The organism is Paenibacillus andongensis (assembly GCF_025369935.1).
Taxonomy (GTDB): domain Bacteria; phylum Bacillota; class Bacilli; order Paenibacillales; family NBRC-103111; genus Paenibacillus_E; species Paenibacillus_E andongensis.
Genome location: NZ_CP104467.1, coordinates 4060286 through 4076745, shown reverse-complemented (window position 1 = coordinate 4076745; position 16460 = coordinate 4060286). Strand labels below are relative to the sequence as shown.

Genomic DNA, 16460 nt, shown 5'->3' with positions numbered 1-16460 from the left:
GCCGTGTTGAGACGGCTTCTTTTTGATTGAATAGGAAATTTTCAACTTAATCCTTAGGTATATAAAAGCGATTGTTCCCTACCTGTATGTCTTGCAGTGTATCAATGCCGTCAGTGTCATGGTCGAAGAAAAGCAAACGTGCTGTGGTACCGTCCTTATAATTGAGAGTTATTGTATTACCTGAAATGGAATATGTCCCAGTATCGCTCTTAGAAGTGGACGAATTGGTATCGGAGACGATAACATCCAGGCTGGCTATGCTAAGGTCTGTGCTTTCGAAAGTGCCGTCGCTTGTAAAGGAAAGATATTCGGTCGATGATGTGGAAAAAGCATTGATGCCAACAAGACCGCTATAACTGATATATTTGTACGTTCCCTGTAACGTCAATCCATTTGTAACCGGTGCAACAGGGGTCATGAGAACACCGTCAATGTATAGTTCCCCATCCTTTGATGTTTCGATGGTACGGCTGTTTCCAGCGCTTAAATTGAGCTTACCTTCAGAAATGGTGTAAGTGCTGCATTTATCCCGAGTGCAATCGATCGTTTCCGGCCCGCCTTGCGGAGGTGCTCCGACAAAGATGTGGTTGTCGGGGAGAAATGTATAGATATCCCAGCATGCGCCACCGCATTGATATCCTCCGAAGTCGTCTCTAAAGCCGTAGTACATTCCTTGTAGAGCTGACAAATCGACGGGTTTAGCCGGCTGAATGGGCTTAACGGGAGTACTTGGGGCATTCGGCTTTGGCTCTTGGGCTCCTGGCGCCGGTTTCTCGGGTGTAGTTGGCGGCGTCTGCTGCTTTGCGGCATAGTCGGCTAACCGTTTCAGCATCTCTTCCTTTGTGAGGCCAAGACTCGCCAATAACTTTTCCGTTATAACGGAGATTTCCCGGTTAACCGGATCCCAATGAACGAGTGCCCCGGTCGCTTCCCCAATAAAACGAAGGGGAACCATGGTGCTGCCGTCTATAATCTGTGCACCTTGGCTGAGCTCGACTTTTTTTCCATTCACTGTGGCATTGGGATCGTCAATACGAAGCTCAATTTGTAGCCCTGACTTAGACCCTGTTACAAGCTTCTGGGTTTCGTCCCACTTCACGCTCATACCCATTGCTTCAAAAAGGGGTCTGAATTGAACAAGTGTAGTGCCGTCGGCAAGAAGAGGATCGACTTGAAATGAGATTCTTGCGGTATCGACGAATACTTTCAGGGGCGGTTGGTTGGCAGCGTTTGTTTTAGCTGCAGGATACACGGAAAGGAGGAGGATGACGAAGAGTAGTGAACAAATAATCATGTGACGTGACAAGCGCAATACGGATACCTCCTAGAAATTCGATTTTATTAGAACCAACATTAGGCTAATCGAATTCCCTATATTTTCCAAGGTACAAAAGTAACGTTTCCTACGCGATTATTCTCGAATCTGGTCGAAGGAACATGGATTGCCATGTTTTTTATCCATATTTAAATCCACCATAATCAATGATCACGATCTGTTTATTCCGCTTTAAACGTAAGTTTGGAGCATATGGCTTATCATAATGTCCTACACCCTTTGATGGAATGATTCCATTGTCCCCAAATTTCTTTACTAATCTCATAAGTTTTCGTCTATACATTGGAGAGTTGGGGAATTTTCGATCATATTTTTTCATGGTTACCCAGCGATATGCCGTGTCGTAATCGATAATTTTTGCAAGATATTTTTTGATCGGTTTCAAAGATGATTTATACATGTTGACTTCCATCTTGTTGCATAGGATCCCTTTTTTTGATTTTGCTATCTTCAAAACATAGCCGTCACCTAAATCGTATACCACTCGCGTTCCACCAGATCCAATGAATTTCTTCCCTTTTATTTTCCTTTTCATGTACGGATTCATTTTAATCAAGACAGGATTCCCCTTTCTCAACAATGTAATGCCCCCAACTGCGCCATTTACGGATTTTATTATAGACTTAGTATATGTCGAGACCCACGATCGAACTAGATTATTCAAACAAATGGTAAAAAAATGAAGAGGCCCTGGCTAAAGAGCCAGGGCTTTAAATAATATTATTCACTCATTCGCTGCTTTACGACAATGTTTTTCAAGAATATTCTCAAATTTCCAGTTACGCTTGTTTCTCCATTGAGTATACGAAGTAGACTTTTTGCTGTAACATGAGCTGATCCAACATTTACTCGTTTTATTAACTTAGTTCCAGGTGTGTTCAACCCATCCAACCCAGTAAAGTAATACTTAATTCCTAGCTGATCCCCGATATCTAAAAGTGTTTTATTATACCTCCCATGAGGAAAACAAAATAAATCATCTTGATTCCCCAATTTCATTTGAATGATTTCATCTGCTTTTTTAAGATCAAATTTGACTCGTTGTTTGTATTCTTCCTCGGTTTCCATTCTGTTCTGGTCTTTTAAATAGATAGGATTAGTTAAGGGCGAAATAGGATTTCCGTTTTGATCATCAGCAAAATCATGAGAATTAAAGGTGTGGGAGTAAAAATCAAAACCATCACTCTTCATTGTTTGAATTTCATCCCAGTTCAAAAAAGGAGTTCCAGGATTGGTTCCTAAGTAGTTTACAATAATGAAATTAGTAGCCGTCATGTTTTGCTCTTTCAGAGCGGGATAGGCATATTTGTAAAAAGACTCATACCCGTCATCAAAAGTAAGTACAACGGCATCAGGGGGAACAGAGCCTTCTCCATTTAGAAAATTAACGAACTCCTTCATTGAAATCACATGATAATGATTAGCCTTCAGCGCTTCTAAATGTTTTTTGAATGTATCAGGAGTAATGGTGAATTCAGATTCGATAGGATCAATGTGGTGATATTCAAGAACGGCAACCCGGTCGCTGTAGTGGTATCCGTTAGAGGTTTTATACTTATCATTTAATAGTGCATAACAAAATACTAAGAACGCGAATGTTATACAAAGGTATTTTATAAAGTTCTGTTTAAACATGTTATGAAATCTCCAACTTTCCAAGGAAAATCATGCCGGTAGAGTAGGGAACTTGTTAATTTTTACAAAATGAATCTGTAAAGAGCCGACAAATGCTTTACTTTGATTGTAATGAAGTTCACATTTGTACCCATACGAACGTGCTATAGATTGCAGCGATTTAAACGCTGGGAGCGCTCTGACCAGAGATGTAATCTGTTGAATGACATGGTTTGGCAATTTCATGAACATAGATGTCGCATTAATACCATCAACAACGGATATAAAACTGGGAAATGACGATTTCTTGAAATGGGAGAGATGAATATTGTCCTCGGCAATTTGTAATATTTCTTTGTTCAGACGATTTAGGTTAATGGTAATGTTTTTGTAAAAGTAGATACCAAAACCGATTTTGTTAGTCAAGGGATTTAAACGTTTTTTCCATTTCAACACTTGCGCTTCCAGATAAGTCTCCAACTGCTCACTGCATTTAGTCCAGTTAAATCGTGATGTGAAAAATTTTCTCATGATTCTACTCCTTCTTTTAACATATTACCTAATTAAGACGTTGGAACTATGATCATTGTTCATTTTAAAATTATCAAGTAGATGCCTTTATTTGAATACATATAGAAGCAAAAACAAAAAGGGGTGATGTACATGCGCCCAGGTTACGGAATGTTCCAACAACAAGCCGCCAAAATGCGGTTGACTCCGCACTTGCGAAAAGCTATAACGATCCTGCAGCTCTCGACACCGGAATTGCTGGAGGTTGTCCAGCAGGAGATGAATGATAACCCGGTATTGGAATTCGCCGGAAACGAATGGGATGCATATAACACAGCTAATAAATTCCATCGCGCAAACAGCGGTCGTGCCCCAATTGATGTCCCCATGCATCAAGCCGCATCGAACGAAATATCCCTGGAGAAGCATTTAAAGGAGCAGCTCGGCTTTGTAAAAAAGATCTCCCCATCTACTCGTAAAATCGTCGTGTTCATGATCGGAAATTTGGACAACAATGGCTATCTTAGAGCCACATTGAATGAAATTTCCGACGTATGTAAGGTCGATCTCATTCAAGCGGAGCTTGCGTTAAGGATCTTGCAAGGCTTTGAACCCGCCGGTATTGGAGCTAGAAATTTAAGAGAATGTCTGCTGCTTCAAGTCCAGTCCCTGTCGCAATGTTTTCCATTAGTTTCCTTATTAATTCGTAGTCATTTGAAAGATGTTGCCGATTACCGAATTCATAAATTGTCGAAGATTTTGCAGGTGAGCGCACAAGAAATTCAGGCTGCGATTGAAGTGATCAAAGGATTAAATCCTAGACCCGGCGCAGCCTTTCACATAGAAGCTATTCATTATATCATACCCGAGGTCATCATTGAAAAGACTGATGAACAGCTCGTAGTGATGATTCATCAAGCAGCGGCGCCCCGTCTTTCGCTTAATGGATATTACAAACAAATGGGGAAGGAGAGCGGCGGCAATATGGAGGCAACAAAGTTCCTTTCGAGTAAATTAAATTCAGCGATGTTCTTCCTGAAGTGTTTGGAGCAAAGACGAAAAACCATTTTTCGAGTAGCGCAAGCCATTGTGGAGGAACAGACCGAGTTTTTTTGGAAGGGAGCGTCCTATCTCAAACCAATGACTTTGAAACATATTGCCGATAAACTCAGTGTGCATGAATCTACAGTCAGCCGCGCAACGTCTGGCAAATATGCCCAAACACCATGGGGCATCTTCGAGCTGAAGTACTTCTTTCCCTCCGGTTTGCAAATGGACCTTGGAGATTCAGTGTCCTCGGAGCGAATAAAAACGAGAATAAAGGAATGGATACATGGGGAAAACCGCGCCAAACCTTACTCCGACCAGCAGCTGACAGAGCTTATGATTCAGGAAGGCTTCCAAATATCTCGCCGTACGGTAACCAAATATCGGGAGGAGTTAGGCATTTCTTCTTCACTGAGAAGGAAACGCATATAGTTTATAGAGGGAGCAATTTTACTTTAACATTTTGGTCCACAAATTCATGTCCTCAAATTTATCGTAGATATCGCAATTTTTCGTTAGTCTGCCGTAATAACGGTACCCCATTTGGAAGAAAACGGCATTCATACCGAAAGAAAGGGCTCTGGATAAAGAGTAAGCACAAGTGATGTTTCGCGCGATCAATTCATCTTCCAAAGCATGCATAAGTAATCTCATGAGTCCTTGATTACGATACGCAGGGAGTGTAGCGCAATCCGTCATTTCCGCATTGGCGTAGACCGTATTGATCTCTGCGGAGGCGGCACTAATCAATTGATCCGGCGTTTCAACGAGATAATAAATCGTTCCCTCCCGCATGGTTTGTTCGACGTACAAAGGATCGTTCATCGGTGTCGGATAGGTTTGAAATATGTGATCGTATAAAACAGCAAGCTGCTCAGCATCCTCCATCCGAGCAATACGCAGTGTACAGTGTGCCGGAACCAAGGGCCGATCCGGCTTGAGGCGAAGAGTTTGCACTTGCTTTAGAATTTGGTCCTCCTCCATCCAATAATCGCTAGTCCGCCGCTCAAGATCATCATACAGCGCCATACAGTAAGCGTCGCCACCATTGAAATATCCTTTATAAATTCCCTCCAGCATACAGCCTTTGGATAGAAAGGTTTGCCAATCATCCTCTCTCGATTTGATAAACACTTTGGTCAACGCATTTGCTTTGGCAATGTCGACTATTCGCTTACAGATGGCATCTACATTACCCAGATAGTCATCCACCCGCAGCCTCTTATTTAAGAAATCGAGGCAATAGCTTACCTTATATTCCTCGCCATTTTCTACCTGATTTGTATACGTTGGGAGATGACTTGGCATCCAGCATTCCCCTTTCTCCCTAAATTCGTTTATTCAGCTATCTGCAAAAACGGTGCCAACTGCAAACAGAGATCATGATTTGTGCTGCAAGCACGCATTACCCTATGAATTCAATTTTTTTGCTGCCAAAAATATAGCAACTGCCAAATAATTGGCGGCTTTTCCCGCGAAAACCTACCCTGCAGATGTTAGATGCCTACTTCGCAAAGTTGGCATTTATTTTGCATAGTAATCAGGTAGCGATAAAAATGTTCTAAATAAAAAAATTCTGGGGAGATATAGGGATCTTTGATTGGAGATCAAAGTCTCACCTTTTAGGAGGACGGACGAATATGAATTGCATGTGGTGTGAAACAGAGGATATCCGGGAAAGCGTGAAAGATTGCTACTGGATCATGCCGGATGGGCGAATGTCGGTTCAAATTTTGGATGTCCCTGCTATCGAATGTTCCAACTGCCATACTTACGTATTGGAGAGTATTGCGCAGCAAATTGAAGAGACCTTATATTGGCATGATGTGTCCGGGCTTGGAACCTCATTTCGCTATGAAGATTTGCTGAAGGCTCCAAGGGTTAAGAATATGTTTCTCAAATAAAGCCGCAGCGATGGTTATCAATGGGGGTGCCTTATGAAGCGTGAGCATTTAATCAAGCCGGTTTTGGATCACCATTATCCCACCATTCTATATGGAAAAGGCGTCTTTTTGTACGATGATCAAGGCAAAGCCTATATGGACGCCTCGTCGGGGGCTGTGACAGCGGGAATCGGGCACGGGGTTCAAGAAATCGTCGATGCCATGCTGGAGCAGGCGAGTAAGGTCTCTTTTGTTTACCGCTCCCAGTTTACCAGTGAACCAGCGGAAAAACTGGCGAAGAAGTTAAGTGATTTGGCGCCAGGCAATGATTACTGGGCTTTCTTTGTGAACAGCGGATCCGAAGCAACGGAAACAGCGATGAAGATTGCCATCCAGCACTGGCAAGAGAAGGGACGTCATGGAAAAAATAAAGTTATTTCAAGACGAATGAGCTATCACGGTATAACGATGGGCGCTCTTTCGATGTCAGGCCATGTCCCTAGAAGAAGACGATTCATTCCGTTATTGGAGGACTTTCCGGTCGTCGTTCCCCCTTATTGTTATCGCTGTCCGCTGGGCAAAATCTATCCGGACTGCAAGCTCTCGTGTGCGGAGGATTTGGAAACAGCCATTAAACGGATAGGAGCCGAACATATCGCTGCATTTATTGCTGAGCCGATCATAGGAGCGGCAGGAGGTGCCATTGTACCCCCCAATGGATATTACAAGAAGATCAAGGAGATCTGTGACCGGAATGAAATCTTATTCATCGCCGATGAGGTCATGACGGGCATTGCTCGTACAGGAGCTATGTTCTGTATGCAGCATTTTGGCGTCGAACCGGATCTGATAGCTCTAGGAAAAGGCATGAGCGCCGGATATACGCCAATGGCAGCAGCTTTGGTCAAGGATCACGTGATGGAACCAATTTTGCAGGGATCCAAAAGCATCATGTCCGGCCATACTTACAGCGCAAATCCGCAATCGGCGGCCATTTCACTGGCGGTTCTCGCCTATATCGAAAAGCATCAGTTAGTCAGGGCAGCAGAGATCAAAGGCAGCTATTTGCTGAGCCAGATGCGCCAAATGGCAGACCAGATCGAGATCATCGGCGATGTAAGGGGCCAAGGACTTCTTCTGGCTATTGAATTTGTTTCCGATCGGACCGACAAGCTGCCGTTTCCATCGGGGCTGGGTGTCACCTCTCGAATCGTCGAAAAAGCTTTTCAAAAAAGTCTCCTTGTATATCCTGCGGCAGGCGCTGTGGACGGGGCAGGGGATGCCATTATAGTGGCGCCTCCTTTTGTGATTACAGAAGAAGAAATGGACCAGCTCGTGCGGATTTTGGATGAATCCATTCGGGAAGTCATGGTTGAGATTACCCGATTCGTTTTGGAGGAGATATGATGGTACGACATGAGAATTCACATGCGGTCGTAGACGGAAAAGTAAGGACCTTGGAAGAGGCGCTTCAAGCGATTACCGATGGCTGTACGTTGATGTATGGCGGGTTCGGCGGCATTGGAACGCCTCCGACGTTGATCGAAGGTATTTTGCAAAAGGGGATAAAAGATCTGACGCTCATTGGGAATGATACGGGGTTTCCGCATATTGGCATTGGTCGATTAGTCACAGCAGGGAGAGTAAAGAAAGTAATTGCCTCTCATATCGGCTCCAACCCTAATGCCGGCCAAAGGATGGAGGATGGCACCATGGAGGTGGTGTTTCACCCGCAAGGAACGCTAGCAGAAAAAATTCGGGCAGGCGGCGTAGGTCTTGGAGGGATACTGGTGGATGTCGGCATTGGAACGATCATGGAGCAAGGAAAAGCGACTGTGTCGATTGACGATAAAAAGTATCTGGTGGAGCCGGCACTAACAGCAGACGTTGCCATTGTTCATGCGAAAAAAGCCGATCCGTACGGGAATCTTGTCTATGATAAAAGCGGAAGAAATCTTAATCCATTGGTCGCCATGGCCGGAAATTTTACGATTGCTGAAGTCGATGAGATTGTACCGCTTGGCGAGCTTGACCCTGAAAACATTATAACGCCGGGCATTTTCGTGGATATGGTGATACTCAGCAAAGGGGTGACTTGGGAATGGGTATGGGAAAAGAAACCCGCGTCCGAATAGCAAAGCGGGCTGCTGGGGAATTAAAAAACGGCATGGCTGTCAATCTAGGAATCGGCATTCCGACCCAAGTTGCGGATTATGTTCCTGAAGGTATTCATGTCGTTTTTCATGCAGAAAATGGGATTTTAGGAGCAGGGGGTGGCCCGCTTCCGGGGGAAGAAGATGCTTTTCTCTGCAACGCAGGCGGATATCCCGTCACGATTACCACCGGTGCTTCCTACTGCGATAGCAGCATTGCTTTTGCCATGATTCGCAGAGGATGTATAGATATCACGATACTTGGCGCGTTAGAGGTCAGTGAGCGAGGGGATTTGGCCAATTGGATCGTGCCGGGGAAGCGGGTGGCAGGGATCGGAGGGGCGATGGAGCTTGCGCAAAAAGCCAAAAAAGTCATCGTTCTTATGAACCATGTCAATCGCCAGGGGGAATCCAAGGTTAAAAAACAATGTGACTTGCCACTAACAGCGCAAGCATGTGTCAAAATGATTATTACGGAAATGGCCGTGATGGAGGTCACAGAACAAGGATTGCTTTTAAAAGAAATCATGCTGCCTTATACGATAGAGGATGTTGTAAGTCAAACGGAAGCTGCATTAATCATTCCGAAGAACATCACGTACATTCCATAACCGTGTGTTATAAAATCGATTTCTCATGCCTATCTGAAGGAGGGAATTCCTTTGCCCAATCAGAACGCCGGACTGCAAAAGCAAATTCATGAGTGGATGAGGCTTCATCGTGAAGAAGGAACCTGTTTTCTGCAGAAGATGGTCAGAATCCCCAGCACGCAAGGCAATGAGAAGGAGGCCCAGAACTTAATAGCCGAAAAATTCCGAGAGTTGAAACTAGACGTTGATGTATGGGAGCCGGATGGTGTGGCTCTTGAAACCCATCCTTATTTTTGTTCCCCTAGAAATCGTTTTACGGGCAGTCCCAATGTAGTGGGTGTCATGAAAGGGGCTGGAGGGGGACGTTCTATCCTACTCAATGGTCATATAGATGTTGTTCCGGAAGGAAATCGAGAGCAATGGCAAGATGATCCTTTTAGCGGTAATGTGGTGGACGGGAAGCTTTATGGACGCGGGGCGACAGATATGAAAGGCGGAAACGCCTCACTTCTTCTTGCTGTGGAGGCTATTCAGAGTCTTGGCATTAAGCTGAAGGGCGATGTTATTGTCCAAAGTGTCATTGAAGAGGAAAGCGGAGGGGTAGGGACACTCGCTGCGATTATGAAGGGATATCGGGCAGATGCGGCACTTATTCCAGAGCCTACCAATTTACGCATATTTCCGAAGCAGCAGGGTTCTATGTGGTTCCGGATTGAGGTCAAAGGCCGTTCTGCCCATGGCGGAACCAGGTATGAAGGGGTTAGTGCCATTGAGAAAAGCATGATCGTGATGCAGCATATCCGGGAGCTTGAGGAGCAAAGAAATGCTCGGATCTCGGATCCTTTGTACGCTCAAAACCCCATTCCTATCCCTATTAATATAGGCGTCATTCAAGGAGGGAATTGGCCTTCATCCGTACCGGACACGGTTAAGTTAGAGGGTAGAATGGGCGTTGCTCCTGAGGAAAAGCTTGATGAGGCTAAGGCGGAAATGGCCCGGTGGATGAAAGGGCTTAAGGGAAAAGACCCTTGGTTTGAAGCGCATCCGGTTGCTGTTGAATGGTTTGGAGCCCGGTGGGTGCCAGGCAGCGTGGATCCAGAGCATGATTTGATGCAGGTTCTGATGGAGCAATATCGGGAAGTTAAGCAAGAAGAACCTACGATTGAGGCATCGCCATGGGGAACAGACGGCGGTTTGCTGACGCAGCTGGGCGAAACGCCATGTATTGTTTTTGGCCCAGGCATCACGCAAGTGGCCCATTATCCTGACGAGCACATTGTGCTGGACCATGTGTTTGAGGCAGCGGAGATCATCGCGTTGACCCTGATTCATTGGTGTGGTTTGGATGGAATGGAGGCATAGGGACGGGGTGGTGAAATACGCCATGTGGGAATTGGCGGAGTTGAAATTAATTTGTTTTAAAAAGTAGTCGAAAAGACCTCGCCCACGCGAAAGATGATTGACGTTGGCGAGGTCTTTATTATGACATGCAAGATTTTCTATGTTTGGGTTTTGGGCAAAGAAGTGGCTGAATGATGATTTCATTACCGGACAATACGGTTGGAGCATGAAGGCTTTTTCCGACTTCTCAGTTAGTAAACTGCAATTTATAGCTACTTTCAGCAACTGAGCCGTCCTTTTCCGACTTCTCGCAGCTAGTTTACTCCACTCTGCCTTCTGAGAAGGCCATTTCCGCTTTCTCAGTTAGTAAACTGCAATTTTTAGCTACTTTCAGTAACTGAGCCGTCCTTTTCAGACGTCTCGTAGCTAGTTTACTCCACTCTGACTTCTGAGAAGGCTTTTTCCGCCTTCTCAGTTAGTAAACTGCAATTATTAGCTACTTTCAGCAACTAAGCCGTCCTTTTCCGACTTCTCGCAGCTAGTTTACTCCACTCTGGCTTCTGAGAAGGCTATTTCCATCTTCTCAGTCACTGATGTCGCCCAAGCTATCTGGATGGTTGGAGAAACCCACACCCCATGCTGTCGACGTGTATGGAGGCTGATCCATACCATGGACCTGAGCTACAGTCTCAGTTTATTGTAACTACGCTCAGTTTTCAGCACTTGGAATACTCTCTTTATCGTTCTTATCTTCCTTATTCTCTTTCTGCTGTGCTTTCATCAATTTGTCTTTCATTTCATCCCTCTTTGGCCGGCGATCCTTCAACGATGCGTGCTCCGGTGTTTCCTGATAAATTTTCCTTCTGCCGATTCGGCGCAAATTTTCTGGCACCAGGTTAAATTTTTCATCTTTCATGAGCGCAATAATTCCGGTGCTTTCAGGCTGTTTCTCGATACCGTTGATTTCGTTGAAATATTCGTCAGCACGGCCCGGGATATAGTTTTTCGGCTCGGGGTAACCGACGATGACACCTTCGTAATTACGCAGAATGACCTTATCCTGGCTTTGCGAGATCAAATAGTTCGGCTGAAGCGCAATTTTCCCGCCTCCGCCTGGAGCGTCGACGACGAAAGTCGGTACCGCGTACCCTGAGGTATGGCCACGAAGCGATTCGATAATTTCCAGACCTTTGGAAACAGGAGCCCGGAAATGGCCGATTCCTTCGGATAAATCACATTGATAAATATAGTAAGGACGAACCCGTATTTTCACAAGTTCATGCATGAGCTTTTTCATAATATAGGTGCTGTCGTTGATTCCGGCAAGAATGACCGACTGATTGCCTAAAGGAACTCCGGCATTCGCTAGCATTTCGCAGGACTTTTTTGCTTCGTCCGTCATTTCCAAAGGATGATTAAAATGGGTATTCAGCCAAACTGGATGATATTTTTTGATCATGCTGCACAAATGCTCCGTAATCCGCTGCGGGAAAACAACTGGGGCTCTCGTGCCGATACGGATGATCTCGACATGGGGAATCGCCCGTAAATTTTTCAAAATATACTCCAAAATATTGTCGTTAATCAATAACCCATCCCCGCCAGAAAGCAGAACATCACGCACCTCTGGTGTATTTCGAATATAAGCAATCGCATCATCCAATTGTTTTTTGGGAACTCCCATGCCCACCTGGCCGGAGAAGCGGCGGCGTGTGCAGTATCTGCAGTACATCGAGCATTGATTCGTTACTAGAAATAGAACCCTGTCTGGATAACGATGAGTTAAACCGGGAGTAGGGGAGTCTTCGTCTTCGTATAGGGGATCTTCGAGATCATATTTTGTTTTTAATAATTCAGCGGAAATGGGAACAGATTGCATGCGAATCGGGCATCGCGGGTCATCTGGATTCATCAATGATGCGTAATAGGGGGTAATATTTAAAGGAATGGTTTGCGTTGAAATGCGTACACCCTCTTCTTCCTCGGGGGTTAAATTCACGACTTTCTTCAGATCTTCCAGGGTACGAATGGTATGTGTCAGCTGCCAAAGCCAATCATTCCACTGCTCATCCGTTACGTTTTTCCAGAGCTCAACTTGCTTCCAGTCACGTCGTTCCATTATTGCACCTCCAGTAATGATGCTTACTTATGAGTAGTAGATGCAAAAAGCGTGCCAACATTTCCACGCAAAGTAAAAGCAAAAAAGACTCCTGTCGGAGCCTTGAAACGACGAATTTTATGGCTTCTTCACGATGCCGTATCGACTCAGTTTATACTGTAAAGCTTGGCGCTTGATTCCTAGCGCTTGCGCGGTGAGAGTGACGTTATATTGATGATTTTCCAGTGCTTTCGTGATGGTTTCCTTTTCCATTTGCCTCACTTTATCGGTCAATCTACCAGCTGAGATGGTTGCTATTTCGTCGCTCCACGGAGAGGATAGCCGGGTATGAGCTGTGGTTTTTATAGGATTCCCTATGAAATAAGAAGGAAGATGATATTCTTCAATAATTTCACATTCCAGTTCCATCATATTATAGGTGGATTCGATGGCATGACTTAATTCCCGTATATTGCCGGGCCAATGATAATTCATTAAGCGATCCAATGCAGCAGGGGAGATGCTAGTTATTTTCATGCCGAACATGTGATTGAATGTATCGATAAAGTGGTAGGTGAGTAGCGGAATATCTTCTTTTCTTTGCACAAGCGGAGGAAGATACAGATTCACGACATTTAGCCGGTAGAAAAGATCGCTGCGCAACAATCCTTTGTCTAACGCTTCCTTTGGATCTATATTCATGGCGGTAATGATACGGACATCGACTTGCTGTTCCTGTGTTCCGCCGACTCGGCGAATGATCCCGTCTTGAAGCACACGCAATAGTTTGGCTTGGAGGAATAAATCCAAACTATTTAACTCATCCAGAAAAAGAGTTCCGCCGTTAGCTTGCTCAAATAATCCAGCACGGTCAACGGCGCCAGTAAACGCTCCTCTTGTAGTTCCGAACATGATGCCTTCCATCAGTTCGTTGGGAACTGCCGCGCAGTTTTGTGCAATAAATAAACGGTTTCGCCGAGCTCCGGCGTTGTGTATGCTCTGGGCGAACAATTCCTTGCCGGTGCCGGTAGGTCCGGATAGCAAAACAGGCGAACTAGTACGTGATGCCTTTTTGGCGAAGGAGACGGTATGTAGGAAGGCTTCGCTTTTGCCAATTAAATCACTGAAATGGTAGCGAGCAGAGCTTGGGTTTTTCTTATCTTTGAACGGTGATTCGTAGATTTGATGCCTGAGATCAAGGATTTGGTCGTGGAGATGAACAATGCTTGTTATATCCTTGGCCACTTCTAAGGCACCGATGATCTCGCCATTTTCCACAAGAGGATATGTGCTATTAATAGTCGTGATCCGTTTGCCGGTGACACTGACATAGGTTTGTATTTTTTCTCGTATTTCTATGCCAGTTTGCAGCACTTTTATGAAGGTGCTTGTTTCATTCGTTAGGGAAGGAAAAAGGTCGAAGAAGTTCTTTCCTACCACTTGTTCTCGCTTAAAACCATCGGTTTCAGCCATTTTATCATTATAAAAAATGGTTATTCCCTTGTTATCGATCAGATGAACACCGACATCAATGATATTCAACATTTTCTCAAAATACTTCGCTCCATGATCGTTATGCTCGGACATTATGTTCACCTGCCTCACGAAGAATGGTTCAATTAACACCTTATGAAATTCTGTCTGGAAAAATGACTAGTAGGAAAAACATTCCCTCATACCCGATTTCAGATTCCACACTTTTATTTTTCGCGTTATTGATTTATGATTAAACAACATTTAAAACATACGGTCTATCGAGGAGAAATGTGGGCATGTCAAAGATCATGAAACCAATCGAGGTGAAAAGGGGAATCCTCCGTTTTGTTAATGGTCATGCCGAGGAAGCCCAGGATAGCATTGTAACGGAATATCCAGTTACGGTGAAAATTAACGGACAAGAATTTGTTACTATGGTGTGTACGCCAGAATATATAGAAGATATGGTCATTGGATTTTTGGCTTCAGAAGGCATTATCAAGAAATACAATGATATCGAAAACATATGGTTACAGGAGAGAGATGGATTTGTCCATGTGACAACAACAACATTCAATCCGTATACCCTCGATTTTCAAAGTAAACGATATATTACCTCTTGCTGCGGGATGAGCAGACAAGGCTTTGTTTTTGTTAACGATGCATTGACAGCCAAGAAGATGGAGGATATTCGTGTAAAAGTTTCCATCGATGATTGTTTTCGCTTAATGAATGAGATGCAGCAATCTGCTGATACTTTTCGTCATACGGGCGGGGTCCACAATGCAGCCTTGTGTGACACTAACGGAATTGTTTTAAGCCGGATGGACATAGGCAGACATAATGCACTGGACAAAATATATGGATATTGTTTAAAGAATGACATTCCCATCGGAGATAAAATTATCGTATTTAGTGGCCGTATTTCTTCCGAAATTTTATTGAAAGTAGCCAAAATAGGCTGTGAAGTGATATTGTCCAAGTCGGCTCCGACTGAATTGGCTTTAGAACTTGCGGAACAATTGGGAATCACTACGATTGGTTTTATCCGTAATCAGTCGCTAAACGTGTACACGTGTCCGAAGAGAATTATAAATATTTGATAGATAGAAGCGAGGGCCAATTACATGGAAAATGTCGTGCTGGATAAATTGCATCGCCCTTTAAGGGATTTGCGAATATCGGTTACCGATCGCTGTAATTTTCGCTGTCGGTACTGTATGCCTGAGGAAATATTCGGTCCTGACTACTCTTTTTTGCCTGATGATAACATTTTATCGTTTGATGAGATTGATAGATTGGCACGGATTTTCGTCTCTTTAGGTGTAAAAAAACTGCGTATTACCGGTGGAGAGCCTTTGCTGCGTAAAGATCTCCCCACACTTATAAAACGTCTAAAGCAAATCGAAGGCGTAGAGGACATTGCTTTAACCACGAATGGTTCATTACTAAAGAAATTTGCAGGTGATCTATTCAATTCCGGTTTATCCCGGGTGACTGTGAGTTTGGATTCACTAGATGAAGAGCGTTTTGCTTATATGAACGGAAATAGAAGCAGGGTGCAAACGGTTCTGGAAGGCATGCAGGCTGCGTCAGAAGCGGGAATGAAAGTGAAAGTAAACATGGTTGTCCAAAAAGGAAAAAATGACCAGGATATCATTCCGATGGCGCAATACTTCAAAGAGAAGGAGTATACCCTTCGGTTTATTGAATATATGGATGTTGGAAACTCCAATGATTGGAAGTTGGATGAAGTCATGTCCAAACAAGAGATTTTAAAGATCATTCACGATTCGATGCCAATTGAACCCGTCCTTGCGAATTATCACGGAGAAGTGGCATCCCGCTATCGTTACGTTGACAGTGATCAGGAAATAGGAATTATTTCGTCAGTGACAGATTCCTTCTGTTCTTCCTGTACAAGAGCCCGTATTTCAGCTGAGGGAAAGCTGTATACATGCTTATTTGCTTCTGGAGGTTATGATCTTAAAAATCTGCTCCGCAGTGGGCAATCGGATCAGTCTGTTACCGATACGATTCGTGCCATTTGGAATAACCGTTCCGACCGTTACTCGGACGAGAGATTAAGTCATACCCATCATAAGTCATCTCCTAAAGTAGAAATGTCGCATATCGGGGGATAAGTGAAACGTCTCAAATCACTGATCAGCGGCGTTGATATTCCTTGATTTATGCGATTGCTTCCCCGTGACATACGTCCAAGCAAGCAATATGTACCCTACATATAATTATACTGTAGTGAAAATCACTGAGGGGAATGAGTAATCAATGAGTGGAGTAGGTTATGGAGACGGTTATGGTTATGGACGTTCAAGCGCATTTGTTTTAGTTCTTTTTATTCTTTTGGTCATCATCACATCAGCTTTTGTCATTTAATATCCAACTATAGCA

At 44.1% G+C, this 16460-nt stretch carries 16 protein-coding genes; 9 read left to right on the top strand and 7 right to left on the bottom strand.

Annotated elements, in window-relative coordinates:
* Positions 1 to 46: 46 nt before the first annotated feature.
* From NYR53_RS18305 to NYR53_RS18290, 4 genes are all read right to left on the bottom strand, one after another.
* A complete protein-coding gene (locus tag NYR53_RS18305; protein WP_261300683.1) occupies positions 47 to 1312 on the bottom strand; it encodes a stalk domain-containing protein in 1266 nt (421 codons plus the stop codon).
* Between the two features lie 142 nt (positions 1313 to 1454).
* Positions 1455 to 1892, bottom strand: coding sequence for a hypothetical protein (locus tag NYR53_RS18300; protein ID WP_261300682.1), 438 nt, complete (start codon positions 1890 to 1892; stop codon positions 1455 to 1457).
* Positions 1893 to 2056: 164 nt separating this feature from the next.
* Positions 2057 to 2971, bottom strand: a complete 915-nt coding sequence (locus NYR53_RS18295) for a polysaccharide deacetylase family protein (RefSeq protein WP_261300681.1) — start codon at positions 2969 to 2971, stop codon at positions 2057 to 2059.
* A gap of 30 nt (positions 2972 to 3001) precedes the next feature.
* The gene (locus NYR53_RS18290) at positions 3002 to 3481 is read right to left on the bottom strand and encodes a hypothetical protein (RefSeq protein ID WP_261300680.1); all 480 of its coding nucleotides are present in this window, start codon (positions 3479 to 3481) and stop codon (positions 3002 to 3004) included.
* Positions 3482 to 3613: 132 nt separating this feature from the next.
* Here NYR53_RS18290 and rpoN point away from each other — a divergent pair, with 132 nt between their 5' ends.
* Positions 3614 to 4939, top strand: a complete 1326-nt coding sequence (gene rpoN / locus NYR53_RS18285) for an RNA polymerase factor sigma-54 (protein WP_261300679.1) — start codon at positions 3614 to 3616, stop codon at positions 4937 to 4939.
* Positions 4940 to 4957: 18 nt separating this feature from the next.
* Here rpoN and ablB read toward each other — a convergent pair whose 3' ends face one another.
* Positions 4958 to 5815: a putative beta-lysine N-acetyltransferase gene (gene ablB, locus NYR53_RS18280; protein WP_261300678.1), complete on the bottom strand. Its 858-nt coding sequence runs from the start codon at positions 5813 to 5815 to the stop codon at positions 4958 to 4960.
* Positions 5816 to 6147: 332 nt separating this feature from the next.
* On the opposite strand from ablB, the gene NYR53_RS18275 reads away from it, so the two are divergent.
* The 5 genes from NYR53_RS18275 to NYR53_RS18255 are packed head-to-tail and all read left to right on the top strand — an operon-like array spanning position 6148 to position 10495.
* On the top strand, positions 6148 to 6411 hold the full coding sequence (locus NYR53_RS18275; protein WP_261300677.1) for a YokU family protein: 264 nt from the start codon (positions 6148 to 6150) through the stop codon (positions 6409 to 6411).
* A gap of 33 nt (positions 6412 to 6444) precedes the next feature.
* Positions 6445 to 7797, top strand: coding sequence for an aspartate aminotransferase family protein (locus tag NYR53_RS18270; protein WP_261300676.1), 1353 nt, complete (start codon positions 6445 to 6447; stop codon positions 7795 to 7797).
* A complete protein-coding gene (locus tag NYR53_RS18265; RefSeq protein ID WP_261306423.1) occupies positions 7797 to 8525 on the top strand; it encodes a CoA transferase subunit A in 729 nt (242 codons plus the stop codon). The genes NYR53_RS18270 and NYR53_RS18265 overlap by 1 nt, the downstream gene beginning before the upstream one ends.
* Complete coding sequence (locus NYR53_RS18260) at positions 8492 to 9154, top strand: 3-oxoacid CoA-transferase subunit B (protein WP_261300675.1); 663 nt, start codon at positions 8492 to 8494, stop codon at positions 9152 to 9154. Before NYR53_RS18265 ends, NYR53_RS18260 begins: the two co-directional genes overlap by 34 nt.
* A gap of 51 nt (positions 9155 to 9205) precedes the next feature.
* A complete protein-coding gene (locus NYR53_RS18255; protein ID WP_437180050.1) occupies positions 9206 to 10495 on the top strand; it encodes a peptidase in 1290 nt (429 codons plus the stop codon).
* A 688-nt stretch (positions 10496 to 11183) separates the two neighbouring features.
* Here the strand turns inward: NYR53_RS18255 and kamA are convergent.
* Complete coding sequence (gene kamA, locus NYR53_RS18250) at positions 11184 to 12593, bottom strand: lysine 2,3-aminomutase (RefSeq protein WP_261300674.1); 1410 nt, start codon at positions 12591 to 12593, stop codon at positions 11184 to 11186.
* Between the two features lie 117 nt (positions 12594 to 12710).
* A complete protein-coding gene (locus NYR53_RS18245; RefSeq protein WP_261300673.1) occupies positions 12711 to 14159 on the bottom strand; it encodes a sigma-54 interaction domain-containing protein in 1449 nt (482 codons plus the stop codon).
* 197 nt (positions 14160 to 14356) lie between these two features.
* Here NYR53_RS18245 and fdhD point away from each other — a divergent pair, with 197 nt between their 5' ends.
* From fdhD to NYR53_RS18230, 3 genes are all read left to right on the top strand, one after another.
* Entirely contained in the window at positions 14357 to 15151 is a 795-nt protein-coding gene (fdhD, locus tag NYR53_RS18240; RefSeq protein WP_261306421.1) for a formate dehydrogenase accessory sulfurtransferase FdhD, read from the top strand.
* Between the two features lie 24 nt (positions 15152 to 15175).
* Positions 15176 to 16192, top strand: a complete 1017-nt coding sequence (gene moaA, locus NYR53_RS18235) for a GTP 3',8-cyclase MoaA (protein ID WP_261300672.1) — start codon at positions 15176 to 15178, stop codon at positions 16190 to 16192.
* A 145-nt stretch (positions 16193 to 16337) separates the two neighbouring features.
* Positions 16338 to 16445: a YjcZ family sporulation protein gene (locus tag NYR53_RS18230; RefSeq protein ID WP_261300671.1), complete on the top strand. Its 108-nt coding sequence runs from the start codon at positions 16338 to 16340 to the stop codon at positions 16443 to 16445.
* Positions 16446 to 16460: the final 15 nt, after the last annotated feature.

Bases quoted from the DNA above. Each gene is read 5' to 3' on its own strand.
- NYR53_RS18245 (WP_261300673.1), bottom strand. From the start codon at position 14,159: ATGTCCGAGCATAACGATCATGGAGCGAAGTATTTTGAGAAAATGTTG.
- NYR53_RS18230 (WP_261300671.1), top strand. From the start codon at position 16,338: ATGAGTGGAGTAGGTTATGGAGACGGTTATGGTTATGGACGTTCAAGC.
- NYR53_RS18290 (WP_261300680.1), bottom strand. From the start codon at position 3,481: ATGAGAAAATTTTTCACATCACGATTTAACTGGACTAAATGCAGTGAG.
- fdhD (WP_261306421.1), top strand. From the start codon at position 14,357: ATGAAACCAATCGAGGTGAAAAGGGGAATCCTCCGTTTTGTTAATGGT.
- ablB (WP_261300678.1), bottom strand. From the start codon at position 5,815: ATGCCAAGTCATCTCCCAACGTATACAAATCAGGTAGAAAATGGCGAG.
- moaA (WP_261300672.1), top strand. From the start codon at position 15,176: ATGGAAAATGTCGTGCTGGATAAATTGCATCGCCCTTTAAGGGATTTG.
- kamA (WP_261300674.1), bottom strand. From the start codon at position 12,593: ATGGAACGACGTGACTGGAAGCAAGTTGAGCTCTGGAAAAACGTAACG.
- NYR53_RS18295 (WP_261300681.1), bottom strand. From the start codon at position 2,971: ATGTTTAAACAGAACTTTATAAAATACCTTTGTATAACATTCGCGTTC.
- rpoN (WP_261300679.1), top strand. From the start codon at position 3,614: ATGCGCCCAGGTTACGGAATGTTCCAACAACAAGCCGCCAAAATGCGG.
- NYR53_RS18275 (WP_261300677.1), top strand. From the start codon at position 6,148: ATGAATTGCATGTGGTGTGAAACAGAGGATATCCGGGAAAGCGTGAAA.
- NYR53_RS18260 (WP_261300675.1), top strand. From the start codon at position 8,492: ATGGGTATGGGAAAAGAAACCCGCGTCCGAATAGCAAAGCGGGCTGCT.
- NYR53_RS18265 (WP_261306423.1), top strand. From the start codon at position 7,797: ATGGTACGACATGAGAATTCACATGCGGTCGTAGACGGAAAAGTAAGG.
- NYR53_RS18270 (WP_261300676.1), top strand. From the start codon at position 6,445: ATGAAGCGTGAGCATTTAATCAAGCCGGTTTTGGATCACCATTATCCC.